Source organism: Sphingomonas lycopersici (assembly GCF_026130605.1).
Taxonomy (GTDB): Bacteria; Pseudomonadota; Alphaproteobacteria; order Sphingomonadales; family Sphingomonadaceae; genus Sphingomonas; species Sphingomonas lycopersici.
This window is the reverse complement of the sequence record NZ_JANFAU010000001.1, coordinates 340,343-364,584: the sequence shown is the minus strand read 5'-3', so window position 1 is coordinate 364,584 and position 24,242 is coordinate 340,343. Positions and strand designations below refer to the sequence as shown.

Genomic DNA, 24,242 nt, shown 5'->3' with positions numbered 1-24,242 from the left:
AACGTCAGCGCGTTCAACTTCCGCAACGCGACCGAGACCGCCCGGCGGCCTGCGGTGTGCGGCGCCTAGCGATAATCCTCGGGATTGGGCGTCGGCGCGTTGCACGCCGCGGTCTTGCCCTGCTTGCAGGCGATCACCTGCAGCCGCCAGTCGGCCATCGCATCGGCATAGGCACGCTCCTGCCGCGCATAGCGTATCCGGTCGCGCACCACTTCGCGGTGATGCGCGATCATCGCCTGGCGATAGGCGGCGAGATCGGCCTGATATTGCGCCGAATCCGCTTCGTGCACCGCGGATTGCGCGGCGGCGCCGGCGAGCGCCGCGCGATTGGCGGCCTGGACCGCCGGGCGGCTCTGCGCGTCGATCGCTTCGGTGCGCGGGCTGTCCTTGTCATAGCCGCGATCATAGGGAAGCGGGGTATGCGGGGCGTTGGGGTCCTGTGACTGGGTGTCCTGCGCGATAACCGGCGCAGCGCCGGCGAGCATCGCCCCGGCGATCAGCATCGGAAGGATACGCATCGGATGCCTCCTTGCATCTTGATGCGATTCAACCGCTTGTGCGTGCGCCGGGTTCCTCTTTTTGGCGGATAAAGCGCACCGCCAGCCCGCAGCGCGCCGCGCCCGGCGCATCGATCCGGATCGCCCCCGTCGCGCAGGCGAAAGCGTCGAGCCGTTCGAGCTGCCGCGTCTCGCCGCCGTGCGACAAGGTCAGCGGCCCCAGCGCGACGACGACGAGCGTATCGCCCGCGCTTTCGAGCATCTCGTCGCCCGACAGCCCGCGCATCTCCGCCGCATAATCGCCGCGCCGGACCATTGCGTTGAGGTCCATCACCGCGCCGCCAAGCGGGGTGCCGACCACCGGCGCCTCGCCCGCGAAAGGGAGTGGTGCCGATCGCGCGTCGAGCGTGACCGGCGCGGCGCCGTCGATCGTCAGCGCCAGCTCGCCCGAGATCACCGCAAGCGTGCGATCGATCCCCGCGAAATGCGAAAACGGCCCGGCGGTTGCCACTTCGGCGATGCTGAGCCGCCACAGGAAGGACGTGAAATCGGCGCCGGGCGGAAAGGCGACCACCTCCGCGGTGCTGCCGCCGCCGTTCTTCCACGGCGTCGCCGCGCGTTGCGCGGCGGGCAGGAACTGGGCTTCGATCATCAAGGCAACCTTTTCGGAACGGGATCGTCCTATCACATTTGAGGTGATGCCATGATCCGCAAGCTCAAATCGGGCGAATACCGGCTCTATTCGCGAAAGCTGGACGAGAAAACCGGCAAACGCCGCAACCTCGGCACGTTCGACACCCGCGCCGCGGCGGAAAAGCACGAGCGCGAGGTGCAATATTTCAAACGTCATTGAGGAGGGTGGGCAGGTAGCGCCCACCACTCGGTCACCCCGGCACAAGGCCGGGGTGACGTCGTTGCTAGTTCTTCGAGGCCGTCTGCACCTTCGGCGCATCCTCCCAGCCGCCGCCGAGCGCCTTGAACAGGTCGATCTGCGCATCGGCAATCTGCGCGTCGATCAGCGCCAGTTCCGCCTGGGTCTCGGCCGCGGTGCGTTCGGCGTCGAGTAAGGCGAGGCTGTCGATCTGTCCTTCGCGCTGCTGCGCGCGGGTGATGCGTGCCGCGACCTCTGCCTCGTCGCGCGCGGCCTGCAGCGCGGTGCGGCGGTCGAGCGCATGCGCATAGGTCGAGAGCGCGGTCTCGGTTTCGCGCAGCGAGGTCAGCACTGTGCCGTCGAACGTCGCGAGCGCGGCTTGCGTATCCGCCTCCGCCCCGGCGACCCGCGCGCGGGCGCGCTCATGCCCGGTCAGCGACCAGCTGATCAGCGGCCCGAGCAGCCAGCGTAGCGGCGCCGCGCCGAACAGATCGGCGATATTCGGACCCGTAGAGCCGATCGACGCGCCGAGCTGGATGCGCGGATAGAGATCGGCGGTCGCGACCCCGATCCGTGCGGTGGCGGCGGCGAGCCGGCGCTCGGCGGCGCGCACGTCGGGACGCCGCGCGAGCAATTGCGCGCCGTCGCCGACCGGGATCGGGGTTGAGAGCCGCAAGGTCGCGGTGCGCATCCCCGCCGCCGGGGGAAGATCGGCGGGCGCGCGGCCGGTGAGGGTGGCGAGGCGGAACAGCGCCGCATCGCGCTCGGCGGCGATCGCCGGCACCTCGGCCTGGCGCTGGTTGCGCAGCGCCGCGATCCGCGCGGTATCGAGCCGGGTGGTCAGCCCCACCTCGGCGCGGCGCCCGGTCACCCTGAGCGAGCGATCGAGCAATGCGACGATGCGATTGGCGACGTCGAGCCGCTCAGCCGCGCTCGCCGCATCGGCATAGGCGCGCGCGGTCTCGGCGGCGACCGAGACGCGCACCGCATCGGCATCGAAGCGCGCGGCATCCACGTCGCCGCGTGCCGCCTCGACCCCACGGCTTACCCGGCCGAACAGATCGACCTCATAGGACAGGCTCGCGCCGGTATCGATCGACCAATCCTCGCGCTGCGCGCCTGGCGCGCGTTGGGTGGCGGGAAGCCGGCCATAGGTCGCCCCCGCGCTCACCCCGACATTGGGCAGCCGATCGGTCTTTACCTCACGTAGCGACGCGCGCGCCCTGGCAAGCCGCGCGACTGCGACGCGCACGTCGGTATTGGCGCTGAGCGCGTCGGCGATCAGGCCGTCGAGCACCGGATCGTCATAGAGCCGCCACCATTTCCCCGCGACCGGGGCATTGGCCTCGATCGCGGGCGAATGCACGGCGACGAACCCGCCGGCCGCCGCCGCCGATTCGACCGGCGGCTTGTAATCGGGGCCGGTGGCGCAGGCGGCGAGGGTCAGCGCCGAAGCGGCGGCGAGTAATGTGCGAAGCATGATTTGCTCCTTTCTTATTCGGCCGGCTGCTGCGCGGCGTCGAAGGCCGACGGGCGCGGACGATGCCGCCCCAGCCGGTCGCCGAGCGCGCGGCTGACGACATAGAAGGTGGGGGTGAAGATCAGCCCGAAGCCGGTGACGCCGATCATCCCGAAGAACACCGCGGTGCCGAGCGCCTGACGCAGCTCCCAGCCGGGGCCGGAGGCGATCACCAGCGGCAGCACGCCGAGGATGAACGCGAAGCTGGTCATCAGGATCGGCCGGAGCCGCGCCCGTGCCGCCTCGATCGCCGCGTGGAGCGCGGTCGCCCCGCGGTCCTCGGCCTGTTTGGCGAATTCGACGATCAGGATCGCATTCTTCGCGGCGAGCGCGATGAGCACGATAAGGCCGATCTGCGTCAGGATATTATTGTCCATTCCGCGGACGTTGACCCCCGCCATCGCGGCGAGGAGCGTCATCGGCACGATCAGGATGATCGCCAGCGGCAGGATCAGGCTTTCGAACTGCGCCGCGAGCACGAGGAACACGAACACCACCGACAGCGCGAAGATCAGCGCGGCGATATTGCCCGCGGCCTTCTGCTGATAGGCGATCCCGGTCCATTCGGTTGCGAAGCCGCCCGGCAGCGTGCTCGCGATCTTCTCGATCGTCGAGATCGCCTGCCCGGTCGAATGGCCCGGCGAGGTCTCCCCGTCGATCTCGACCGCGGGGAACAGGTTATAGCGGGTCACGCGATACGGGCCGGTGCGATCGGAGAAGGTCGCGACCGCGCCGATCGGTACCATCTCGCCGGTGTTCGAGCGCGTCTTGAGCTGCGCGATGTCGCTCGGATCGCTGCGCGCATCGGCCTCGGCCTGCGCGGTGACGCGGAAAGTGCGCCCGAGCAGGTTGAAGTCGTTGACGTAGGACGAGCCGAGATAAACCTGCAGCGCCTCGAACACTCGCGACGGCGGCACGCCGAGCATATCGGCCTTGGCGCGATCGATATCGGCATACACGCGGGGGGTCGCGGTATTGTAGAGCGTGAAGACGTTGGCGAGATCCTTCTGCTTCTGCGCGTCGCCGATCAACTGCCCGGCGGCTTGCTCCAGCGCCTGATAACCCGCGGCGCTGCGATCCTGGACGATCACGCGATAGCCGCCGCCGTTGCCGATGCCCTGGATGACGGGCGGCGGGATCACGAACACCAAGGCCTCGTCGATATCGGCGACCGCCTTGCGCATGTCGTTCTCGATCGCCTGTTCGGTCCGCCCGGTGCGCGAACGCTCCTCGAACGGCTTGAAGGTGATATAGGCCGCGCCGGCATTCGATGCCTGCGTTCCCGATGCGCCGTCGAACCCGGCGAACATCACCGCCGCCTGCGTGCCCGGCACTTCGAGCAACTTCTTGACCATCTTCTTGAGCGTGGCGTCGGTCCGCGCGAGCGAGCTGCCCGGGGGCAATTGGATCGCGGCGAGCGCATAGCCCTGGTCCTGCGCCGGCACGAACCCGGCGGGGGTCGCCCAGAAGATCGCGCCGGTGGCGACGATCAGCGCGGCATAGGTCGCGAGCGCCTTTTTCGGCGCGCCCGCGATCGCCGCGGTGATGCGGCCATACCATTCGCTCAGCCGGTCGAACCCGCGGTTGAAGCGCTCGCCCGCCAGATAGAGCGGCCGGCGCCACCCCGACGCAGGGGCTTCCGCCGCACGCGGGCGGAGCAGCCGAGCGGCGAGCGCGGGCGACAGAGTGAGCGACATCAGCAGCGAGATCACCGTTGCGGTGGCGATCGTCACCGCGAACTGGCGATAGAATTCCCCGGTGATCCCGGTGAGGAAGGTGGTCGGCACGAACACCGCGCACAACACCAGCACGATCGCGACCAGCGCGGCGGACACTTCGTCCATCGAGCGGTGCGCCGCTTCCTTGGGGCTGAGACCGTGTTCGAGGTTGCGCTCGACATTCTCGACCACGACGATCGCGTCGTCGACGACGATGCCGATCGCGAGCACCAGCCCGAACATCGACAAGGCGTTGAGCGAATAGCCGAGCGCCGCGAGCACCGCGAAGGTGCCGATCAGCGAGACGGGGATCGCGATCACCGGAATGATCGCCGCGCGCCAGCTCTGCAGGAAGACGAGGATGACGATCACGACGAGCACGATCGCTTCGAGCAGTGTCTCCTGCACCGCGTGCATCGATTCGCTGATGAACTCGGTCGGGTTCCAGATGATCCGATATTCGAGCCCCTTGGGGAAGCTCTTCGCGGCATCCTTGAGCTGCGCCTTGATCCCCTCCGCGGCGGCGAGCGCGTTGGTGCCCGGCCGCTGGGTGATCCCCATGATGATCGAATCCTGCCCCGAGAGATAGGCGTTAACGCCATAATCCTCGGCGCCGAGCTCGACGCGGGCGACGTCGCGCAGGCGGGTGATCGCCCCGGACTTGTCGGTGCGGATGATGATATTGGCGAATTCGTCGGCGGTCTTGAAGCGGCCCTGCGTCTCGACGTTGAGCTGCTGCGCGGCGCCGGTGTTGAACGGCGGCTGGCCCACGGTGCCCGCCGCGACCTGCACATTCTGCTGGCGCAGCGCATCGACGATCTCGCCGGCGGTGAGCCCGAGCCCGGCGGCGCGGCCGGGATCGATCCACACCCGCATCGCGAAATCGCGCGCGCCGAACACCTGGACATCACCGATCCCGTCGACTCGGGTCAGCCGGTCCTTGAGCTGGGTCAGCGCGTAATTGGAGACATAGCTGCGGCTCAGCGAATTGTCCGGCGACAGTACGTTGACCGCCATCAGCCACGACGGCGATGTCTTGCGGACGACGACGCCCTGACGGCGCACCTCTTCCGGCAGGCTCGGCTCGGCGAGCGCGACGCGGTTCTGCACCAGCACCTGCGCGGTATCGAGGTTGGTGCCGAGCTTGAAGGTGACGGTGATCGTCAGCCGACCGTCGCCGGTCGATTGCGACGACTGGTAGAGCATGTTGTCGACGCCGTTGATCTGCTGTTCGATCGGTGCGGCGACAGTATCCGCGACGGTCTCCGCCGAGGCGCCGGGGTAATTGGCGCTGACGGTGACGGTCGGCGGGACGACATCGGGATATTGCGACACGGCCAGCCCGAAATAGGCGAAGGCGCCGACGATCGTGATGATGATCGCGATCACGCCCGCGAAGATCGGGCGGTTGATGAAGAAATGGCTGAAACGCATGGTTCTGTGCCTTGTTCGGGCAAGCCCGCCCCGTTCGCCCCCGGCATGGGTGCCGGGAGCGGGGGGAGTCGCGAGGGGGCGCGACGGTTGCCCTGATGTTATTGCGCGGCGAAGGTCGCTTGCGAGGCGGCCGGCTTGTCGATCTCCGGCACCGCAGTGGCGGGCGCGGCATCGGGCCTGATCACCGTCGGCCGGACGTTGACCTTGGCACCGGCCCTGGCGAACTGCAGGCCCTGGACGATCACGCGGTCGGTCGGGGCGATCCCCCCGCGGACGGTGCGGAGCCCGGCGACCAGCGGACCGGCCTCGATCTGTCGTTCGACGACCACGCCGTCCTTGCCGACCACCATCACCACCTTGCGCGCCTGATCGGTGCGCACCGCGGCATCGGGGATCAGCAGCGCACGTGTCGTGCCGCCGTCGGTCAGCCGCATGTTGCCGAACATGCCGGGGGCGAGGAAGTAATCGGGATTGGCGATCACCGCGCGGCCGCGGATCGTTCCCGAATGCGCGTTGAGGCCGTTGTCGATGAAATCGACGTGGCCCTTCCACTTATAGGCCGCCTCGTCCTGCAGCTTGATCTCGACCTGCTGCGGCTGGCCCTGGTTCGCCTGCCGGTCGCGCTTGCCCTTGAGGTACAGGGCTTCCGAGCTGTCGAAGGTGAAATAGATCGGGTCGAGCGCGTTGATCGAGGTGAGCAACGTGCCGCCGCCGTCGGCCGCCGAGACGATATTGCCCGGATCGACCTTGCGATCGGAAATCCGCCCGGTGATCGGCGCGCGGACCTGGGTGAACTCGACATCGAGCGCGCGGCTGTGGACCCGCGCCTGCGCTGCGGCGAGCGCGGCCTTCGCCGCGCGGACCCGTGCGGTGAGCCGATCGATGTCGCTCTTCGACACCGCATCGTCGGCGAGCAGGCGGTTGGCGCGGCCGAGATCGGCCTCCGCCAGCGCCAGATCGCTGGCCGCCGACGCGACCCCCGCGCGCGCCTCGGCGAGCGACGCGGTGAACGGGCGCGGATCGATCGTGAAGAGCAACTGGCCCTTCTGGACGATCGCGCCATCGGTGAAATGGATCGCGGTGACCGCGCCCGAGACGCGCGGGCGCACCTCGACGCTGCGGCTCGGTTCGAACCGACCGACATAATCGTCCCATTCGTTGACCTCGCGGGCCAGCGGGGTGGCGACGGTCACGGTGGGGGTGGGCAGCGCCGCGGCGGCAGGGGTCTCGCGATTGAGATAGCCGACGCCCGCGCCGATGATGACGACGGGCAGCGCGGCGAGGCTCAGCTTTTGCCACAGCGGGCGGCCACCGACGCGAAGCGGGGTGGCGCGGCGGATATCGTCCGCCGAGATCGGGGTGAATTTGGTCATGTTACTGATGCTTTCGATTACGACGAGCGCGGGCCTGGGCGACGCTGATGCTGTCGACGAGCAGCTCGTAATGATCATTGGAGAAACCGGCGGCGAGGAAATCGCGGACGTCCTCGCCCGGCACGGTGTAGCCGAAATGCCAGCTCAGCACGGCCATCCGGCGCAGCGCTTCGAGCCGGGGGTCGGCGAGCCGCGGCTTGGGGCGCGGCTCGCCGAACAGGGTGCCGAGCGCGACCGCGATGCGGCCCGGCTCGCGCAGCGAGGCCAGCCCGTCGCGTTCGGCGATCGCCACCACCGACCATTCCAGCGCGGAAAAGGCGGGGGTGGGGGCCGCCGCCGGCGGCGCAGCGCGATACAGGCCGACCGTCGTGCCGAGGGCATCGGGGGTTTCGGCGAAAGCGACATAGGCCATGATCTGTCTCCCTTGTGCTGATGACGGCGGGCGAGCGCCGTCGCTCACCGCGCGGGCGGCGCGGCGGCGGTTTCTGGCGATGGCGAACGGGCGCGAACGCCCCCACTCGGCGGGCAAATGCCCGCCGGTGTTGTTCTGTTATGAATTATATGGGTGGCTGCAGGCGCTTAGCGCTCCGCGCCAACCCCCTCTTTATGATTTCGGCGACACATGATGCTTCCCCTTCGCTGGGAGAGAGGGCTCCCCTGAAGGAGAGTCTTCCATCTTCTATACCACGCAGTATAGAAATCGGGCCGGGGGTCGTCAACCGCTTTCTGTACCGACCGATAAAATTAATTCTGTCAGGCCGATAGCTTCACTTGGACGGCCATAGCGCAAGCCCGGTCTCGATCATCCGCTCAAGCTCGGCGCGCGTCGCGCCGGCGCCCGCCTGCACCGCCATGCCCTGATTGATCGCGAGCAACAGGCTGGTGAGCCCTTCGATATCGGTATCGGCGGGAAGATCGCCTTCGGCCTTGGCGCGTTCCATCCGTTCGACCAGCGCGCGCTTGGCGACCTTGCCGCGCTCGAGCACCTCGAGCCTGATGCATTCGGCATCCTGCCCGCACGCGACCGAGCTGATCACGCCGAGGCAGCCGTGCGGTTCGCAGCTGCTGCATTGATTGGCGAGGCTGCCGCGCAGCAGATGTTCGGCGACCTTGCGCGCGGTCGGCTCGGCGAGCGACTTGCCGATATAATCGAGCTTCTCGGCCTCATAGAGATCGAGCGCCTTGCGGAACAACGCCTCCTTGTTGCCGAAGGCGGCGTAAAGGCTGGGGCGGGTGATCCCCATCGCCTCGGTCAGATCGCTGAGCGACGCGCCTTCATAACCCTTGCTCCAGAAGACCCGGAGCGCAGCAGCCAAGGCCTCGTCGACGCAAAATTCGCGCGGACGGCCTTTGGGCGGAGCGGCAAGCGTTTCCATAACGACCGGTACGTAATGCTTGGGGCCGCAGGAGTCCAGTGGTTGCGCGCGATATGCGGCGGTTATGTTGCAGAAAGTTTACAAGCATCCGCCCGTCGCCGCGGAGGCGATCCGGACCTCAATCGCCAGGCCGCTGATCGGCAAGCCATTTTCCGAGTCGTGTGGCGGCTTCGTCGAGCATTTCGTCGGGCTTGGCGAAGCACAAGCGGATCAGCCCTGCCGGGGCCGGGTTCATATAGAAAGACGAAAGCGGGATGCTCGCGACCCCGGCTTCGTGCAACATGCGGCGCGCGAGGGTCGTATCGTCGCCGTTCACCCCCGACGCCGCGAGATCGACGGTCAGGAAATAGGTCCCCTGGCTCGGCAACACGGTGAACCCCGCCGCCGCCAGCCGGGTGGCGAGATGGTCGCGCGAGCGTTCGAGCGCCGCGCGCGCGTCGCTGAAGAAGGCGTCGTTGAGGCCGAGGCCGTGCGCGACCGCGATCTGCAGATTGGGCGGGGTAGTGAAGGTAAGGAACTGATGCGCGCGCGAAATCGGCTGGAGCAGCCGCGGGCCGGCGATGACGAACCCCACTTTCCACCCGGTGAGGCCGAAAATCTTGCCCGCCGACCCGATCTTGACCGCGCGGTCGGCCATCCCGGGAAGTGCGATCATCGGCACGTGCGCCGCGTCGTCGAACACCACCGCCTCCCACACCTCGTCCGAGATCACCACCAGATCGTGCGCGACGCACAATGCGGCGAGCGCGGCGAGCTCATCGCGCGCGAAGACGCGCCCGGTGGGGTTGTTGGGGTTGTTGAGCACGATCGCGCGGGTGCGCGGGCCGATCGCCGCGGCGAGCTCGTCGATCGGCAGCCGCCATTCGGGCGGGCGCAGGGTCACCGCGCGCGCCACGCCCCCGGCGCGCTCGACCAGCGGGCGATAGGCATCGTACATCGGCTCGATCAGGATAACCTCGTCGCCGGGGGAGATCACCGCGAGCAGCGAGGCGGCGATCGCCTCGGTCGCGCCCGAGGTGACGAGCACGTCGCTGGCCGCGATGTCGAGCGACTGGAACCGCCGGTAATAATCCGCCACCGCCGCGCGCAGCACGGGCATCCCGGCGGACGGAGGATATTGGTTCGGCCCCGCCAGCACCGCCTCCGCCGCCGCGCGCAGCACTTCCTCCGGCCCGATGCTGTCTGGAAAACCCTGGCCGAGATTGATCGCCCCGGTCTCGCGCGCCAGCCCCGACATCTCCTCGAAAATGGTCGTCGCCATCGCGGCATAGACAGGGTTCACGCGGTTGATCCTCATTGGGGAGGTTGGTGCTTATCGGCCTATTGCGTTTCGCCCAAGGTGATTTCCGATTCCGTGCTTTCCCCGTCACGCCGGGCTCAACCTGGCATTCAGAACCGCAAAGAGCGGTCGCCTATGGCTCTGGATGCCGGATCAAGTCCGGCATGACGAAAAATGATCAGGCGCAGCTCATCGATGACGCGCCGCGCTCCAGAAACGCGATCAGCCCGCGCTCGACCCGGCTCAGCCAGCGCGTCTTGCGCGGCATCCGCACCGTCTTGCGAAATGCCGCCTGCCCGTTGCGGGTCAGCTCGATCAGCGCGGGGTGGACATAGGATTTGCGGGCGATCGCGGGAGTATTGCCCAGTTGCTGCGTCACCGGTTCGAGCATCGCCCTGAGGCTCAGATCGTGGTCGGCGGTGGCCAGCGCCTCGAACGCGACGACGCTCGCCGCCCAGGTGCGGAAATGCTTGGCGGTGAAATCCTCGCCGGTCGCGGCGCGGATATAATCGTTGACGTCGGTCGAGGTGACGGGGTGCGCATCGCCCGCATCGTCGAGCCACGCGAACAGATGCTGGTCGTCGAGATCGTGGCACGCGCGGACGAATCGCGCCAGCGCGCGATCGGTCAGCGCGCATTCGCGCTCGACCCCGCCCTTGCCGCGAAAGCGCAGCCGGACGGTCGCGCCCGAGGTGCGCGCGTGGCGCTTGCGCAAGGTGGTCGCGCCGAAGCTGCGATTGGCCTTGGCATAAGCCTCGTTGCCGACGCGGATATGCGTCTGGTCGAGCAGCCGCACCACCGCCGCCACCGCGCGCTCGCGGGTCATCGAGCGTTTCGCAAGATCCGTGGCGACGCGCTTCCGGATCAGCGGCAGCGCGGCGCCGAATTCGGCGCAGCGATCGTATTTGGCGATCTCCTGCGCGGCGCGGAAATCGGGGTGGTAACGATATTGCTTGCGGCCCTTCGCATCCCAGCCGACCGCCTGGATATGTCCGCCGGGGTGCGGGCAGAACCAGGCGCGCGTATAAGCGGGGGGCAACGCGATCGCATTGAGCCGGTCGATCTCGTCGCGATCGGTGATGCGCTGGCCGTCGGCGTCCCAATAGTCCCAGTGCCGGCCGACCTTTCGCCGGGTGATCCCGGGTGCAGCGTCATCGCTGAAGACGATTTTTCGCGCAGTCATCGCGGCGGCCCAATGCGCGGGGCCCGGCGCGGGTTCCGGCCTAGCGCGGCCGACGCCGGCTTGTCGGGGCTTCGTCGCGGCGCAGCGTCAGGACCTCGACCCCGGTTCGCGTGACCGCGACGGTATGTTCGAATTGCGCGGAAAGCTTGCCGTCGTCGGTCACCACCGTCCAGCCGTCATCCTCGGTCGAAACCTTGCGCGTCCCCTGGTTGACCATCGGCTCGATCGTGAAGACCATCCCCTCGCGCAGTTCGGCGCCGGTGCCGGGGCGGCCGAAATTGAGCACCTGCGGCTCCTCGTGCATCTCGCGGCCGATGCCGTGGCCGCAATAATCGCGGACGATCGAATAGCCGTTCTTCTTGGCGTGGCGCTCGATCGCGGCGCCGATATCGCCCAGCCGCGCGCCGGGGCGGACCTGCGCGATCCCCTTCCACATCGCCTCCTGCGCGATCTGCACCAGCCGTCGCGCCGCGGGCGGGGCATTGCCGACGATATAGGTCTTGCTCGAATCCGCGATGAAGCCGTTCTTCTCGAGCGTGATGTCGAGGTTGATGATATCGCCGTCGCGGATGATCTGCCGCGCGTCGGGCACGCCGTGGCAGACGACGTTGTTGATCGAGCAGTTCAGCACATATTCGAAGCCATATTGCCCCTTGCTCGCCGGCCGCGCGCCGAGATCGTCGGTGATGAAGCGATCGACCAGATCGTTGACCGCCAGCGTCGACATGCCCGCGAACTGCTGCCGGTCGAGCATCTCGAACACCGAGGCGAGCAATTTGCCCGATATGCGCATCAGCGCCAGCTCGTCGGCGGTCTTGATCATGTCAGGCGGCCACCGCCCGGGTCAGCCGCACATCGGCCGCGGCGAATTGCATCTCGACGATCCGGTTGAACGACAGCGTGGGATTGGCTTCGGCCAGCATGCCGATCTTCATCCAGAATTCGGCCTGGGCGTTGATCGATCGGCACATCACGGTGCTGGCGCGCCGCGCTTCCTCGTGCAGTTCGTCGTCGATTTTCACGATGCCCATCGGGACTCCTTCAGGGGGATATGATTGATATACGTAACGTATATGATTCGTATGCTCACCCGTCAATCGGATGCGCGCATCTGGACGGGCGGCGCGCGGACCGGCTAAGCCTGCGCAAACACCCGGGAGAGACGATCTATGCGTGCGCTTGTTTTTGCTCCGATTGCACTGGCGCTGCTGCCCGCCGCGACGATCGCGCGCGATCCTGCGCCGTCGCCCGCGCTGCTCGCGGCGGTGAAGGCGCCGAGCCGCACGCCCGCCAATGTCGCGCGCGATCGCTATCGCCACCCGGCCGAAACGCTGGCGTTCTTCGGGGTGAAGCCGACCGATACCGTGGTCGAGATCTGGCCGTCGGGCGGCTGGTATACCGAGGTGCTCGCGCCTTATGTGCTCAAGCAAGGCGTGCTTTACGCCGCCGCCGCGAGCGACAAGGGGCTTGCCGGGGTGCGCTCGCTCGCCGCGGCGCATCCGGCGGCCTATAAGGGGCTGCGCCACGCGATCTTCCCCGCCGTCGACGGGCAGCCGCGCGTACCGGACGGCAGCGCCGATGTCGTCCTCACCTTCCGCAACGTCCACAATTGGCGGTTCGGCGCGACCGATCAGACCCAGGCGGCGTTCGACCAGATGTTCGCGATGCTCAAGCCGGGCGGGGTGCTCGGAGTCGAGGAGCACCGTCTGCCCGAGGATCAGACGGGGGTCGAAGAGGGCAAGAGCGGCTATATGAAGCAATCCTCGGTGGTCGCTTATGCCACCAAGGCGGGCTTCAAGCTGGTCGGCGAAAGCAAGGTCAACGCCAATCCGAAGGACACGCACGATTATCCGGGCGGGGTCTGGACCCTGCCGCCGACCTATGCCGAAAAGGACAAGGATCGCGCGCGCTATGCGGCGATCGGCGAGAGCGATCGCATGACGCTCAAATTCGTCAAGCCGCGCTGAGGCGATGCGCCCGGATCCGGCCGGATCCGGGCAGCCCCTTGAGTAAAGCGTTAACCATTCCGCCGTATCGCGCAGGTGCGGGCTCGGGCGATGGCCGGCGCGCGGGGGACGACGACGATGGCGAAACGATTTCCGGCATTGGGTTCAGACCAGCACCCGTTCCAGAAACCGTTGCTGCTCTACGGCGTGCTGTGCTTCGTCCTCGGGCTGGCCATGTACCTGACCGGCGTGTTGCTGGTCTTCCCGCGCTACCTGCTCAACCTGCACAAGCTGCTCGATCCGGTGGCCGAGGCGCTGGTCTGGTATAGCGGCGTCCCGATCATGATCGGCATCACGCTGTCGCTGTTCGATCTGCTGTACATGCACAAGCACAAGAAGCCGAACGTGCCGGTTCGCTTCACGCCGGTGCAGCGCCGGCGCGTCACCGTCGCCTTGACGGCGTATAATGACGAGGAAAGCATCGCCGGCGCGGTCGAGGATTTCCTGCTCCATCCGCTGGTCGAGCGCGTTATCGTGGTCAGCAACAACAGCAGCGACCGGACGTTCGAGCGCGCCGAGGCGGCGGGCGCGATCACCTTCAACGAAACCGCGCCCGGCTACGGCCGCTGCGTGTTCCGCTGCCTGAGCGAGGCGGTGCGGTTCGAGGATACCGAATTCGTCGTTCTGTGCGAAGGCGACAGCACGTTCCGCGCCTATGATATTGAGAAGCTGCTCGCTTATGCCCCGCACGCCGATATCGTCAACGGCACGCGGACGGTCGAGCCGCTGCGCCAATATCTGACCCAGCTCAGCGTCTTCATGTATTACGGCAATATCTTCGTCGGCAAGCTGCTCGAGGCGAAGCATCTCGGGCGCGGCACGATCACCGATATGGGGACGACCTATAAATTGTGTCGCCGCGACGCGCTGATCCGGTTGCTGCCGCATCTCAACCCCGCGGTGAATCTGGAGTTCAACGCGCATCTGCTCGATACCGCTCTGTATCAGGATCTCGTGCTGCTCGAATGCCCGATCACCTTCCATCCGCGGATCGGATTCAGCAAGGGCGGCAATGTCGACAATTGGCGCGGGCTGGTGGTCGGCTGGCGGATGATCGTCGGATTGGTGTCGGATTGGAAACGCTACGCATGAGCGGCGACTATCACGGCTCGCGCCTCGCGCTCGACGCGCGCCGCGGCGGTGTCTGGGCGGCGTTGTGGCGGTATTTCTTTCGCCGGCGCATCGCCGCCGACGCCTGCGTGCTCGATCTCGGCGCGGGCTATGGCGATTTCATCAACAATGTCGTCGCGCGCCGGCGCATCGTGGTCGATCAATGGCCCGGCATCGCCGATCATGTCGACACCGGCGTTGAGGCGATCGTCGGCCCGGTCAGCGATCTGCGCGCGATCGCCGACGGTGCGGTCGATTTCGCCTTCGCCTCCAATCTGTTCGAACATCTTCCGCAGGACGTGTTCGTCGCGACGCTGGCGGAAATCGCGCGCACGCTCGCCCCCGGCGGGACGCTGACGATCCTCCAGCCCAATTATCGCTACGCCTATCGCGAATATTTCGACGATTACACGCATGTTGCGGTCTATTCGCACATCAGCCTCGCCGATCTGCTGCGCGCGCACGGCTGGGAGATCGTCGAGGTCCGGCCGCGCTTTCTGCCGCTGACGGTCAAGTCGCGGCTGCCGACCTGGCCCATTCTCGTCGCGGCCTATCTCCGATCGCCGATCAAGCCGATGGGCAAGCAGATGCTGGTCGTCGCAAGGCCGGCGGCATGAACGCGGCGTCCGACGGCGCCGCCGCGCCGGTGGCGCAGCGCGGCGCGGGCGGCTTCGGCCTGGTCCTGAGGGGCGGGCTGGTGCTCGTCGCCCTCCTGCTGCTGGTCGATACGGGCAGATGGCTGGCGATGGCGTGGTCCGCGCTGCATTATGCCTATGATCTCGATTATGGCGAGGGCATCGTCTGGCAACAGATGCGGAATATCGTCGCGGGCACGGGCTATGGCCCGCTCGGCACCTATCCCGCGATCGTCTATCATTACCCGCCGGTCTATCATCTGACGACGGCCGCAATGGCCGGGTTGTTCGGGCTGGACCAGCTGATCGCCGGCCGTCTGGTGTCGCTGCTGTCGACCGTCGCGTCGATGGCGCTCATCGCGCTGCTGATACGATCGGCCATTTCCAGGAGCGAGACCCGCTTCGCCCGCGCCGCGGCGGCGGCGATCGGCGCATTGTCGCTCCCGGCCTTCCCGGCGATCATCACATGGTCGATGGTGATGCGCGTCGACATGCTGGGCTGCGCGCTGACGCTGGCCGGGCTGGCGCTGAGCGTCCGTGCGATCACCCGGCCGGCGCTGGTGCCCGCCGCCGCGCTAGTCTTCGTGCTGGCGATCTATACCAAGCAGACCAATATCGCCGCGCCGCTCGCGGCGCTGGTCGGGCTATGGTTCGTCCGGCCGAAATCGGCCTTTGTGCTGCTCGGCTGCTGCGCCGCGCTGGGGCTGAGCGCGCTGGCGATGCTCTTCGTGGCGAGCGACGGCGGGTTCCTGCGTCATATCCTCCTGTACAATATCAACCGGCTCGATCTGTCGCAGTGGCGGTGGCTGGTCGGCGCGCTGCTGTTGCAGGCGCTGCTGCTGGCGATCGCCGCGGTCGCGATGGTCCACGCCTGGCGGCGCCTGACCGACGCGCAGGCGGAGACGCTCCGCGCCCGGGTGGCGCAGGACGACAGCCTCGCCGCATTGCTGATGCTGATGCTGTTCGCGGCGGTGAACGCCGCGCTGCTGCCGCTGACGCTGAAATCGGGCGCGAGCGACAATTATCTGATCATCTGGTCATGCGGGATCGCGATATTCGTGGGGCTGGGAGCGTTGCCGATCGTGCGCGCTGCGGAGCGCGGCGTCGCGCCGCCGTCGCCGCTGCTGCTCGCCTTGCTGGTCCTCGCGCCGTTGATGGCCACTTATGTCCCGTCGCCGCGCGACATCGATCCGGGCGAGAAGCAACGCCTGGCGGCGGTGGTCGCCCGGATTGCGGCTTCGCCCCGGCCGGTGATCAGCGACGATATGGTGCTGCTGATCCGCGCCGGACGTCCGGTGGAATATGAGCCGGCCATCGCGGCCGAACTCGCGCACGGCAACCTCTATGACGAGGCGGGATTCGCCCGGATGGTGCGGCGCGGCGATTTCGGCTTCTTCCTGACGCGCGGTGATCGCGGTTCGGCCCTCTACGACACGCGCTACAACCGCCGCGTCGCCGATGCGATCGACGCCGCTTATCCGCGCAAGGAAATGGTCGGCAATCTCGTCATGCACCTGCCGGCGCGGTGACGCGCCGCTCGCGCCCAAATAAACCGCGCGCGATTGTCACAAACAGCGGCGCCCGCTCGTCATGTCGCCGGAACCCTCAACGGAGCCGGGCGATGAACCTTCTGCATGTCGACTCAAGTATCCTCGGACCGGCCTCGGTGAGCCGCCAGCTTTCCGAAGCGATCGTCGCCGCGGAGCGTGCGGCTTTTCCCGGTCTCGAGGTCGCCCGTCTCGATCTTGCGGCCGATCCGATCGGCCATCTCACCGGCGCGCATGTCGCCTTATGGCAGGGCGGGATTGCCGAAAGCGCCGCGCTTGCCGAAGATGCGGCGGTGGGCGATGCCGCGCTCGATGCGTTTCTCGCCGCCGATATCGTCGTAATCGGCGCGCCGATGTATAACTTCGGCATCCCGAGCCAGCTCAAGGCGTGGATCGACCGGCTGGCGGTGGTGGGCCGGACCTTTCGCTTTACCGAACACGGCCCGCAAGGATTGGCGGGGGGCAAGCGCATCATCGTCGCCTCGTCGCGCGGCGGGATCTACACCGGCGCTTCCGCGCTCGCGCCATTCGATCACCAGGAGCATTACCTCCGCGCGATCTTCAACCTTTTCGGCATCACCGACGTGCGTTTCGTCCGCGCCGAGGGGCTCGCGACCGGCGAGGAACCGCGCCGCCGTGCGCTCGCCGCGGCCTATGCCGAGATCGCCTGACCGCGCCAGAAGCGTTTCGCCGCGATCAGCTCGTCATAAGCATGTTCCGCATGCCGCAGCAGCTTGGCGCGGCGCTTCCGATGCAGGTGCCGTTTGCCGGGATCAATGCCGACGCGTTCCAGCACCCGCCGTTCGAGGTCGAGGTCGTTGAGCTCGCCCAGGCAATCCTGCAGCGCCGACACCGCGTCGCGGAACGCCGCCTGCCGCCGCGCGGCCTTTGGCGAGGGAAAGAGCATGGCGAAGAATTCGGACGCGTAGCGCAGCTTCTTCGCGGTGATCCGCACCTTGTGGCGCTTCTTCGACCCGAGCCCGGCCAGCCTCTTCCCGCGCCGCTTGAGCCGCTTGCGCAGCGCATCGAGCGCGTCGGCGGCGAACGGCACGATCGTCTCCGCGAGAAGCGCGGGGTCTTGCGGCTGGGTTCGCCAGGCGCCGACGGTGAGCCACTCGACGACCTGGATCATCGCCAGCCGCGCGCGCGCTGACGCGAGATCGGCCTGCAGTGCCGCGAGCGCCTGCTCGCGCGCCGCGCGCAGCCGTTCGCCGAGATCGGGATCGGCGCGCGGGATCAAGGCGTCGAGATTGCGCACCTCGCCGAGCCGCGCGGTCAGCCAGCGCAGCTCGGTATCGAGCGACGCGGCCTGCGGATCGCCAGCGAACAGCGGCCTGTGCAGCCACAAGGCGGTGCGCAGCCGCCGCAAAGCGACGCGTGCCTGATGCACCGGCTCGGCCTCGCCTGCCGCCAGCACCAACGGTTCGTTGAGCCGGAACTGGCGCAGGCAGGCATGCGCGATTGCTGGAAACGCCGCCGCGACCGTCGCACCGCGATCGAGCGCGACCGGCTCGGCACGCGCCGGAGAGCCGGCGGTCTGATCGAGCAACCGATAGCCGCGCTCGGCCTTGGAGATCACCGCGATGCGGACCGGAAGGCGATCCGCGATGCGATGCGCAAGGTCGAACAGCAGCCCGGGCGGTCCGCGCCGCAGCTCCAGCTCGATCTCGCACAGCGGCGCGACGCTGCCGCCGGCGCGGATCGCGCCGTCGTCGACCGCCCATTCGATCTCGCCGCCGTCGCGACCGATCAGCCCGTGGGTGCGGTGGAAATCGCTGACGATCTGCGGCGTCAGCCGATCGACCCCGATCGCGCGCAGCGCAGGGCCGAACGGGCCGCTCGTCGCGTCGAGCACTGGCCGGTCGCCCGTCACCGCGCGCGACCATTCGGTGCGGGTGAACAGCCCGGTGGCCTTGTCCTTCGCGGCCTTGATCGTCTGAACCCGCGCCTCGCCCTGTTGCCGGATCCGCAGCGCGCAGCCCGCATTGCGCATGTCGCCGCCGGGGGTGTCGAAATAGGTGGTGACGAGATGGTCGGTCGCGCCGCCCGCGCCGAACAGGTCGATCAGATCGAGCCGGCTGCGATCGCCGGGATCGAGCTCCAGCTTGAGCTCCACTTCAAGCGTACCGGTCATCGACGCCTCCTGGGGATCGACCGAACAATCGATCCCATAGAATAAAATAACGATCGATGCGCGCCCGAAATGACGCGGGGCCACTTGAGCCGCGCGACGGGCGGGCATATCCCCGCGTGCATGATCGAGACCCTGGTTGTCCGCCCGATCCTGGCCAGCGACTATCCGCGCTGGCTGCCGCTATGGGACGGGTATAACGCCTTTTACGGTCGATCGGGCGCGACCGCGCTGGCAGCCGACATCACCGCGACGACCTGGGGCCGGTTCTTCGACGCTTATGAGCCGGTGCATGCGCTGGTCGCCGAACAGGGCGGCGCGCTGCTCGGCCTCACGCATTATCTGTTCCACCGCAGCACCACCGCGATCGCGCCGAGCATCTACCTTCAGGATCTTTTCACCGCCCGAGACGCGCGCGGGAAGGGGGTCGGCCGCGCGCTGATCGAGGCGGTGTACGATCGCGCGCGCACCGCGGGCGTTGCACGCGTCTATTGGCAGACCGACGAAACCAATGCGACCGCGCGGCGGCTCTACGATCAGGTCGCCGAAAAGACCGGTTCCGTCGTATATCGACATATGATTGAATGAAGCCGGGCGGAACCGAAACCGCCGCCCGACTATTCTCTTTGCAACACCATCTAGTCAGCATCGAAGTCCGTCGGCAGCCGGCTGATCCCGCACGGGCGAGTGATGTGTTCGGGCAATTGAGCGGATCAGCCGCTGCCGAGAGAGATCGACATGTCGAAATTTGCCAGCCCAACCTTGCGCGATGCGGTGCCGCCGCAGGATATTGCCGCGCGCTATATCGGCGTGCGCGGGCTCAGCGAGGCACTGGCGGCGCCGCTTTCCGATGCCGATGCCACGGTCCAGTCGATGGACGATGCCTCGCCCGCTAAATGGCATCTGGCGCATACGACATGGTTTTTCGAAACCTTCATCCTGCGCGATTTCGTTGCCGGCTATCGCCTCCACGACGAACGCTTCCCCTTCCTGTTCAACAGCTATTACGAGGCGGAGGGCGCGCGGCATCGGCGCGGCAGCCGCGGGCTGCTGACTCGGCCGTATCTCGACGAGATCCTCGCCTATCGCGCGGCGGTCGATCGCGCGATGTTGCGCGCGATCCCCGATCTGCCCGATGCGGCGCGCGGGCTGGTCGTGCTGGGCTGCAACCATGAGGAGCAGCATCAGGAATTGCTGCTGACCGACGTGCTGCACCTGTTCGCGCACAATCCGCTCGAGCCGGCGATGTGGCCCGGCGGGCGCAAGGTGCCGGTCGCGATGCCCGGCCCGATCGGCTGGATCCGGCACCCCGGCGGGATCGTCTCGATCGGGCACGACGGGGATGAATTCGCATTCGATTGCGAAGGGCCGGCGCATCGCGTGTTGCTTGAGCCCTTCGCGATCGCCGATCGGACCGTCACCAACGGCGAATGGTCGGCGTTCATCGCCGACGGCGGCTATCGCGAGCCGCGCCACTGGCTGTCCGACGGCTGGGCGTGGGTGCAGCGCGAGAAGATCGATGCGCCGCTCTATTGGGAGCAGCGTGACGGCGTGTGGACGCGGTTCGGGCTCGACGGGCGGCGGCCGATCGACCCGGCGGCGCCCGTCACCCACATCAGTTTCTACGAGGCCGACGCTTATGCGACCTGGGCCGGCGCGCGGCTGCCGACCGAGGAGGAATGGGAAGCGGCGGCCCGGGCCTATTCGCCGCAGCAGGGCAACCTGCTCGATCTTGCCGGCGCGGTCGAACCGCGCCCGTCGGCGCGCGGCCCGGCTTTCTTCGGCGATGTGTGGGAATGGACCGGCAGCGCCTATCGGCCCTATCCCGGTTTCACGCCCGCCGAAGGCGCGGTCGGCGAATATAACGGCAAGTTTATGAGCGGGCAGTTCGTCCTGCGCGGCGGATCGTGCGCCACCCCGCGCGGGCATGTGCGCGCGAGTTATCGCAACTTCTTCTATCCACACCAGCGCTGGCAGTTCACCGGGTTGCGGCTGGCGCGCGACGAGGTGCCCGAAGCACGCGGAGCGACCGACGCCTTCCGCGCCGATGTGATCGAGGGGCTGACGCGCCGCCCACGCGCGATCCCGGCGCGCTGGTTCTACGATCGCCGCGGCTCCGAATTGTTCGAGGCGATTACCGAGCTTCCCGAATATTATCCCACCCGCACCGAAACCGCGCTGTTGAAGCGGATCGCGGGCGATCTTGCGGCGCAGGTCGGCGCGGGGCGCGCGGTGGTCGAATTCGGCTCGGGCTCGTCGACCAAGACCCCGATCCTGCTCGATGCGATCCGGCCTTCGGCCTATGTCCCGATCGACATTTCGGGGGATTTCATGCGTGCCTCGGTGCGCGATCTCGCCGCGCGTTTCCCGCGGCTGCCGATCATTCCGGTCGAGGCCGATTTCACCGCACCGGTCACGCTGCCGGCGGAAATCCGCGATCTGCCCAAGCTCGGCTTCTTCCCCGGCTCGACGATCGGCAACATGGGGGCTTTCTCCTCGACCGATATCCTGCGCGCGATGCGCGCCTCATTGGGCGAGGGCGCGATGCTGCTGATCGGGATGGACCGGATCAAGCAGGTCGAAACGCTCGAACGCGCCTATGACGATTCCGCCGGGGTGACGGCGGCGTTCAACCTCAACCTGCTCGAGCGGATCAACCGCGAGCTCGGCGGGACGATCCCGGTCGACGCATTCCGCCACCGCGCGGTGTGGAACCCCGAAGCCGCACGAATCGAGATGCACCTCGATGCGACTCGCGACGTGGATTTCGTGGTCGACGATATGCCGTTCGCGATCAAGGCGGGGGAGGGGATCCATACCGAGAACAGCCACAAATACGGCTCGTCCGACGCGCGGACGCTGTTGCGCGCGGGCGGCTGGACGCCGATCGCCGAATGGACCGATCCCGACGATCTGTTCGCGATCTTCCTCGCCAAGGCGGATACGATCCACGCGGCGTGGTGAGGTCAGGCGGCGAGCGTGAGCGTATCGCTCACGCCTCCGCCGCCAGCACCTTGTCCTGCGTCCTGGTCTCGAAATCGCTCGCGTCGTGGCGCTCGTGGAGCTGGCTCTCGGGATCGCCCATCACGCGATTGACCATCCGGCCGCGCTTCACCGCGGGGCGTTCGGCGATCTGGTCGGTCCAGCGGCGCAGGTTCTTATAGTCCTCGACCTGGAGGAATTCGCCGCCGTCGTAGAGCAGCCCCTTGGCCATCCCGCCATACCACGGCCACACCGCGATATCGGCGATCGTATAGCTGTCGCCGGCGAGATATTCGCTCTCCGCCAGCCGCCGGTCGAGCACGTCGAGCTGGCGCTTCACCTCCATCGCGAAGCGGTCGATCGCATATTCGATCTTGAACGGGGCATAAGCGTAGAAATGCCCGAACCCGCCGCCGAGATAGGGCGCCGCGCCCATTTGCCAGAACAGCCAGGACAAGGTTTCGGCGCGCCCGGCCGGGTCGGTGGGGAGGAATTCGCCGAACTTCTCCGCGAGATAGGTAAGGATGGCGCCCGATTCGAACACGCGGATCGGGGTCGGCCCGCTGCGATCGAGCAACGCGGGGATCTTCGAATTGGGGTTGATCTCGACGAAGCCGCTGCCGAACTGATCGCCCTCGTTGATGCGGATCAACCAGGCGTCATATTCGGCGCCTTCGTGGCCAAGCGCGAGCAACTCCTCCAGCATCACCGTCACCTTCACCCCATTGGGGGTGGCGAGCGAATAGAGTTGCAGCGGGTGGCGCCCGACGGGCAGCTCCTTCTCGTGCGTCGCCCCGGCGATCGGCCGGTTGATATTGGCGAAGCGGCCGCCATTCTCCTTGTTCCAGGTCCAGATCTTCGGCGGAACATAGGCGTCGGTCATCTGCGCTCTCCTGCTTGAGAGCGCGAGAGATGGTTGCCGGCCGGCGTTCACGCAACTCGGCATCAGTGCGCGGGCCGCGTAGTTTTGCTTGGGCGCGCACAACCAGAGCCTGTCACGCCCCGCTCCCTCGCCGGATGCGGTGCATCGATGCTATGTCCGCGGCGCGCCCGATTGCTGGCGGCGCACCGGCTCGCCGGTCCGGACGCCGGTGGCCTTGCCGTCCTTCATCACCAGCCCGCCATTGACCCACACGCGCGAGACGCCGACCGACAAAGCGGATGGATCCTCGCTGGTCGCGCGGTCGGTGATCCGTGCCGGATCGAACAGGATCAGATCGGCGCGCGCGCCGGGGCGGATCACCCCGCGATCGCCGATCCCCATATGCGCCGCCGCCTCGCCGCTCATCTTGTGGACCGCCTGTTCGAGCGTCAGCACATGCTGCTCGCGGACATAGACGCGCAGCACGCGCGGGAAGCTGCCGCGCCCGCGCGGGTGGCGCCCGGCGAGTTCGCCGTCGCTGCTGATGTTCGAGCGCGGCCAGGCGATCAGCGTCGCGACGTCGTCCGCGCGCATGCTGGTGCCGATCACCGATTCCTCCGCGGTCGGCCCGCGCGATTCGGCGATCAGCCGCATCAGCGTCTCGGCCGGATCGGTGCGCCGCAGCGCCGCGATCTGCGCGATCGTCTTGCCGACCAGCGCCGGCTCGGGCGAGAAGTGCGAGATCAGTAATCCTTCGGGCGGGGCGAGGTGCTTGAGCGCGAATTCGGCGCTCGCGCGATTGTCGAAATCGCGCTTGGGGAACATCACCGCCAGGGTCGATTGCCAATATTCGTAGGGATAGACGTCGCCGGAAATGTCGACGCCCTGTGCGTGGGCGCGGTCGAGCACCGCGAGATAGCGGTTCGCCTCGCCCCACCAGTCGGTCATCGCCAGCTTCATATGCGATACCTGCACCGGCATCCCGGTGGCGCGGCCGATCTCGACGATCTCGTCGAGCGCCGCCCACAGATATTGGTCCTCGCTGCGGACGTGGCTGATGTAGCGCCCGCCGAAACGCGCGGCTTCCTTCGCCAGCGTCAGTACTTCGGCCTTGTCGGAATAGATGCCGGGATCATATTCGAGCCCGGTCGACAGCCCCAGGGCGCCGTCCTTCATCCCGCTGTCGATCAGCGCGGCCATGCGCTCGATTTCGGCCGGTGTGGCGTGGCGCTTGTAATCCTCGCCCATCACCGTTTCGCGGATCGTATTGTGGCCGATATAGCTGGCGACGTTCACCGCGACGGGGGTTTTCTCCATCCGGGCGAACAGATCGGCCACCGGGAGCGCCGATCCGCCGTCCTGCCCGACGATGATCGTCGTCACCCCCTGGGTGGTGACGGGCAGCGCATCGGGCGTGTCGAACAGCCCGTGATCGTGGTGGCTGTGCGTATCGATGAACCCCGGCGCGAGCACCTCACCGTGCGCGTCGACGACCTCTTCGCCCGCGCGGCGCGTGAGCTTGCCGATCGCGGCGATCCGGCCGCGCTCGATCCGCACCGCACCGTTTCGCGCCGGTGCGCCGGTGCCGTCGATCACCCGCGCGTTGACGATCAGGGTCGATCGCGCCGGTGCCGTCTGCGCCACGCCGGCGGTGCCGACGGTCAGCGCGCACACGCCCGCGCACAGGCTGGAAATCAGTCGTTTCATGGCCTTTTCCCT

Annotated in this window: 22 protein-coding genes; 8 read left to right on the top strand and 14 right to left on the bottom strand. The window is 67.4% G+C overall.

All coding sequences use genetic code 11. From position 1 onward, the window contains the following. Positions 1-65 precede the first annotated feature (65 nt). Together NED98_RS01470 and NED98_RS01465 are read right to left on the bottom strand one after the other, a co-directional pair. Positions 66-518 (bottom strand): hypothetical protein, encoded by a 453-nt coding sequence (locus tag NED98_RS01470; protein WP_265311604.1) that lies wholly within the window; start codon positions 516-518, stop codon positions 66-68. 28 nt (positions 519-546) lie between these two features. Further along, entirely contained in the window at positions 547-1,149 is a 603-nt protein-coding gene (locus tag NED98_RS01465; protein ID WP_265311603.1) for a HutD/Ves family protein, read from the bottom strand. A gap of 51 nt (positions 1,150-1,200) precedes the next feature. Between NED98_RS01465 and NED98_RS01460 the strand changes: the two genes are divergently transcribed. Beyond that, entirely contained in the window at positions 1,201-1,350 is a 150-nt protein-coding gene (locus NED98_RS01460; RefSeq protein ID WP_179514493.1) for a hypothetical protein, read from the top strand. A 64-nt stretch (positions 1,351-1,414) separates the two neighbouring features. Here the strand turns inward: NED98_RS01460 and NED98_RS01455 are convergent, their stop codons facing one another. The 9 genes from NED98_RS01455 to NED98_RS01415 form a co-directional block, all read right to left on the bottom strand. Next, positions 1,415-2,848 (bottom strand): efflux transporter outer membrane subunit, encoded by a 1,434-nt coding sequence (locus NED98_RS01455; protein ID WP_265311602.1) that lies wholly within the window; start codon positions 2,846-2,848, stop codon positions 1,415-1,417. A 14-nt stretch (positions 2,849-2,862) separates the two neighbouring features. Further along, positions 2,863-6,039, bottom strand: coding sequence for an efflux RND transporter permease subunit (locus NED98_RS01450; protein ID WP_265311601.1), 3,177 nt, complete (start codon positions 6,037-6,039; stop codon positions 2,863-2,865). A 98-nt stretch (positions 6,040-6,137) separates the two neighbouring features. Further along, positions 6,138-7,412, bottom strand: a complete 1,275-nt coding sequence (locus NED98_RS01445) for an efflux RND transporter periplasmic adaptor subunit (protein WP_265311600.1) — start codon at positions 7,410-7,412, stop codon at positions 6,138-6,140. A 1-nt stretch (position 7,413) separates the two neighbouring features. Next, positions 7,414-7,824 (bottom strand): hypothetical protein, encoded by a 411-nt coding sequence (locus NED98_RS01440; protein WP_179514497.1) that lies wholly within the window; start codon positions 7,822-7,824, stop codon positions 7,414-7,416. Positions 7,825-8,179: 355 nt separating this feature from the next. Next, a complete protein-coding gene (locus tag NED98_RS01435; RefSeq protein WP_265267243.1) occupies positions 8,180-8,788 on the bottom strand; it encodes a TetR/AcrR family transcriptional regulator in 609 nt (202 codons plus the stop codon). A 118-nt stretch (positions 8,789-8,906) separates the two neighbouring features. Then, positions 8,907-10,070: an aminotransferase gene (locus NED98_RS01430; protein ID WP_432423280.1), complete on the bottom strand. Its 1,164-nt coding sequence runs from the start codon at positions 10,068-10,070 to the stop codon at positions 8,907-8,909. Positions 10,071-10,245: 175 nt separating this feature from the next. Beyond that, the gene (locus tag NED98_RS01425; RefSeq protein ID WP_265311598.1) at positions 10,246-11,250 is read right to left on the bottom strand and encodes a DNA topoisomerase IB; all 1,005 of its coding nucleotides are present in this window, start codon (positions 11,248-11,250) and stop codon (positions 10,246-10,248) included. Between the two features lie 40 nt (positions 11,251-11,290). Then, positions 11,291-12,073 carry a type I methionyl aminopeptidase gene (map, locus tag NED98_RS01420; RefSeq protein ID WP_265311597.1) on the bottom strand — a complete coding sequence of 261 codons (783 nt, stop codon included), beginning with the start codon at positions 12,071-12,073 and terminating at the stop codon, positions 11,291-11,293. Position 12,074: 1 nt separating this feature from the next. After that, positions 12,075-12,281 (bottom strand): ParD-like family protein, encoded by a 207-nt coding sequence (locus tag NED98_RS01415; RefSeq protein WP_265311596.1) that lies wholly within the window; start codon positions 12,279-12,281, stop codon positions 12,075-12,077. 138 nt (positions 12,282-12,419) lie between these two features. Between NED98_RS01415 and NED98_RS01410 the strand changes: the two genes are divergently transcribed. The 5 genes from NED98_RS01410 to NED98_RS01390 all read left to right on the top strand — a co-directional run bounded on the left by NED98_RS01410 (position 12,420) and on the right by NED98_RS01390 (position 17,219). Beyond that, positions 12,420-13,217: a class I SAM-dependent methyltransferase gene (locus NED98_RS01410; protein WP_265311595.1), complete on the top strand. Its 798-nt coding sequence runs from the start codon at positions 12,420-12,422 to the stop codon at positions 13,215-13,217. A 90-nt stretch (positions 13,218-13,307) separates the two neighbouring features. Further along, on the top strand, positions 13,308-14,348 hold the full coding sequence (locus NED98_RS01405) for a glycosyltransferase (protein ID WP_209547768.1): 1,041 nt from the start codon (positions 13,308-13,310) through the stop codon (positions 14,346-14,348). After that, positions 14,345-14,983 carry a class I SAM-dependent methyltransferase gene (locus tag NED98_RS01400; RefSeq protein WP_265311594.1) on the top strand — a complete coding sequence of 213 codons (639 nt, stop codon included), beginning with the start codon at positions 14,345-14,347 and terminating at the stop codon, positions 14,981-14,983. Before NED98_RS01405 ends, NED98_RS01400 begins: the two co-directional genes overlap by 4 nt. Then, positions 14,980-16,530 carry an ArnT family glycosyltransferase gene (locus tag NED98_RS01395; RefSeq protein WP_265311593.1) on the top strand — a complete coding sequence of 517 codons (1,551 nt, stop codon included), beginning with the start codon at positions 14,980-14,982 and terminating at the stop codon, positions 16,528-16,530. The genes NED98_RS01400 and NED98_RS01395 overlap by 4 nt, the downstream gene beginning before the upstream one ends. Before the next feature lie 92 nt (positions 16,531-16,622). Next, positions 16,623-17,219 carry an FMN-dependent NADH-azoreductase gene (locus NED98_RS01390; RefSeq protein WP_265311592.1) on the top strand — a complete coding sequence of 199 codons (597 nt, stop codon included), beginning with the start codon at positions 16,623-16,625 and terminating at the stop codon, positions 17,217-17,219. Here NED98_RS01390 and NED98_RS01385 read toward each other — a convergent pair. Further along, positions 17,201-18,682, bottom strand: coding sequence for a CYTH and CHAD domain-containing protein (locus tag NED98_RS01385; protein ID WP_265311591.1), 1,482 nt, complete (start codon positions 18,680-18,682; stop codon positions 17,201-17,203). The two genes, NED98_RS01390 and NED98_RS01385, sit on opposite strands and share 19 nt — an antisense overlap. Before the next feature lie 84 nt (positions 18,683-18,766). Here NED98_RS01385 and NED98_RS01380 point away from each other — a divergent pair, with 84 nt between their 5' ends. After that, positions 18,767-19,267 carry a GNAT family N-acetyltransferase gene (locus NED98_RS01380; RefSeq protein WP_265311590.1) on the top strand — a complete coding sequence of 167 codons (501 nt, stop codon included), beginning with the start codon at positions 18,767-18,769 and terminating at the stop codon, positions 19,265-19,267. Positions 19,268-19,417: 150 nt separating this feature from the next. Then, entirely contained in the window at positions 19,418-21,643 is a 2,226-nt protein-coding gene (egtB, locus tag NED98_RS23355; RefSeq protein ID WP_432423279.1) for an ergothioneine biosynthesis protein EgtB, read from the top strand. 28 nt (positions 21,644-21,671) lie between these two features. On the opposite strand, the gene yghU is transcribed toward egtB, so the two are convergent. Both yghU and NED98_RS01360 read right to left on the bottom strand, forming a co-directional pair. After that, positions 21,672-22,544 carry a glutathione-dependent disulfide-bond oxidoreductase gene (yghU, locus tag NED98_RS01365; RefSeq protein WP_265311589.1) on the bottom strand — a complete coding sequence of 291 codons (873 nt, stop codon included), beginning with the start codon at positions 22,542-22,544 and terminating at the stop codon, positions 21,672-21,674. Positions 22,545-22,694: 150 nt separating this feature from the next. Beyond that, entirely contained in the window at positions 22,695-24,230 is a 1,536-nt protein-coding gene (locus NED98_RS01360; RefSeq protein WP_265311588.1) for an N-acyl-D-amino-acid deacylase family protein, read from the bottom strand. Positions 24,231-24,242: the final 12 nt, after the last annotated feature.

Bases quoted from the DNA above. Each gene is read 5' to 3' on its own strand.
- NED98_RS01470 (WP_265311604.1), bottom strand. From the start codon at position 518: ATGCGTATCCTTCCGATGCTGATCGCCGGGGCGATGCTCGCCGGCGCT.
- NED98_RS01465 (WP_265311603.1), bottom strand. From the start codon at position 1,149: ATGATCGAAGCCCAGTTCCTGCCCGCCGCGCAACGCGCGGCGACGCCG.
- NED98_RS01460 (WP_179514493.1), top strand. From the start codon at position 1,201: ATGATCCGCAAGCTCAAATCGGGCGAATACCGGCTCTATTCGCGAAAG.
- NED98_RS01455 (WP_265311602.1), bottom strand. From the start codon at position 2,848: ATGCTTCGCACATTACTCGCCGCCGCTTCGGCGCTGACCCTCGCCGCC.
- NED98_RS01450 (WP_265311601.1), bottom strand. From the start codon at position 6,039: ATGCGTTTCAGCCATTTCTTCATCAACCGCCCGATCTTCGCGGGCGTG.
- NED98_RS01445 (WP_265311600.1), bottom strand. From the start codon at position 7,412: ATGACCAAATTCACCCCGATCTCGGCGGACGATATCCGCCGCGCCACC.
- NED98_RS01440 (WP_179514497.1), bottom strand. From the start codon at position 7,824: ATGGCCTATGTCGCTTTCGCCGAAACCCCCGATGCCCTCGGCACGACG.
- NED98_RS01435 (WP_265267243.1), bottom strand. From the start codon at position 8,788: ATGGAAACGCTTGCCGCTCCGCCCAAAGGCCGTCCGCGCGAATTTTGC.
- NED98_RS01425 (WP_265311598.1), bottom strand. From the start codon at position 11,250: ATGACTGCGCGAAAAATCGTCTTCAGCGATGACGCTGCACCCGGGATC.
- map (WP_265311597.1), bottom strand. From the start codon at position 12,073: ATGATCAAGACCGCCGACGAGCTGGCGCTGATGCGCATATCGGGCAAA.
- NED98_RS01415 (WP_265311596.1), bottom strand. From the start codon at position 12,281: ATGGGCATCGTGAAAATCGACGACGAACTGCACGAGGAAGCGCGGCGC.
- NED98_RS01410 (WP_265311595.1), top strand. From the start codon at position 12,420: ATGCGTGCGCTTGTTTTTGCTCCGATTGCACTGGCGCTGCTGCCCGCC.
- NED98_RS01405 (WP_209547768.1), top strand. From the start codon at position 13,308: ATGGCCGGCGCGCGGGGGACGACGACGATGGCGAAACGATTTCCGGCA.
- NED98_RS01400 (WP_265311594.1), top strand. From the start codon at position 14,345: ATGAGCGGCGACTATCACGGCTCGCGCCTCGCGCTCGACGCGCGCCGC.
- NED98_RS01395 (WP_265311593.1), top strand. From the start codon at position 14,980: ATGAACGCGGCGTCCGACGGCGCCGCCGCGCCGGTGGCGCAGCGCGGC.
- NED98_RS01390 (WP_265311592.1), top strand. From the start codon at position 16,623: ATGAACCTTCTGCATGTCGACTCAAGTATCCTCGGACCGGCCTCGGTG.
- NED98_RS01385 (WP_265311591.1), bottom strand. From the start codon at position 18,682: ATGACCGGTACGCTTGAAGTGGAGCTCAAGCTGGAGCTCGATCCCGGC.
- egtB (WP_432423279.1), top strand. From the start codon at position 19,418: ATGTCGAAATTTGCCAGCCCAACCTTGCGCGATGCGGTGCCGCCGCAG.
- yghU (WP_265311589.1), bottom strand. From the start codon at position 22,544: ATGACCGACGCCTATGTTCCGCCGAAGATCTGGACCTGGAACAAGGAG.
- NED98_RS01360 (WP_265311588.1), bottom strand. From the start codon at position 24,230: ATGAAACGACTGATTTCCAGCCTGTGCGCGGGCGTGTGCGCGCTGACC.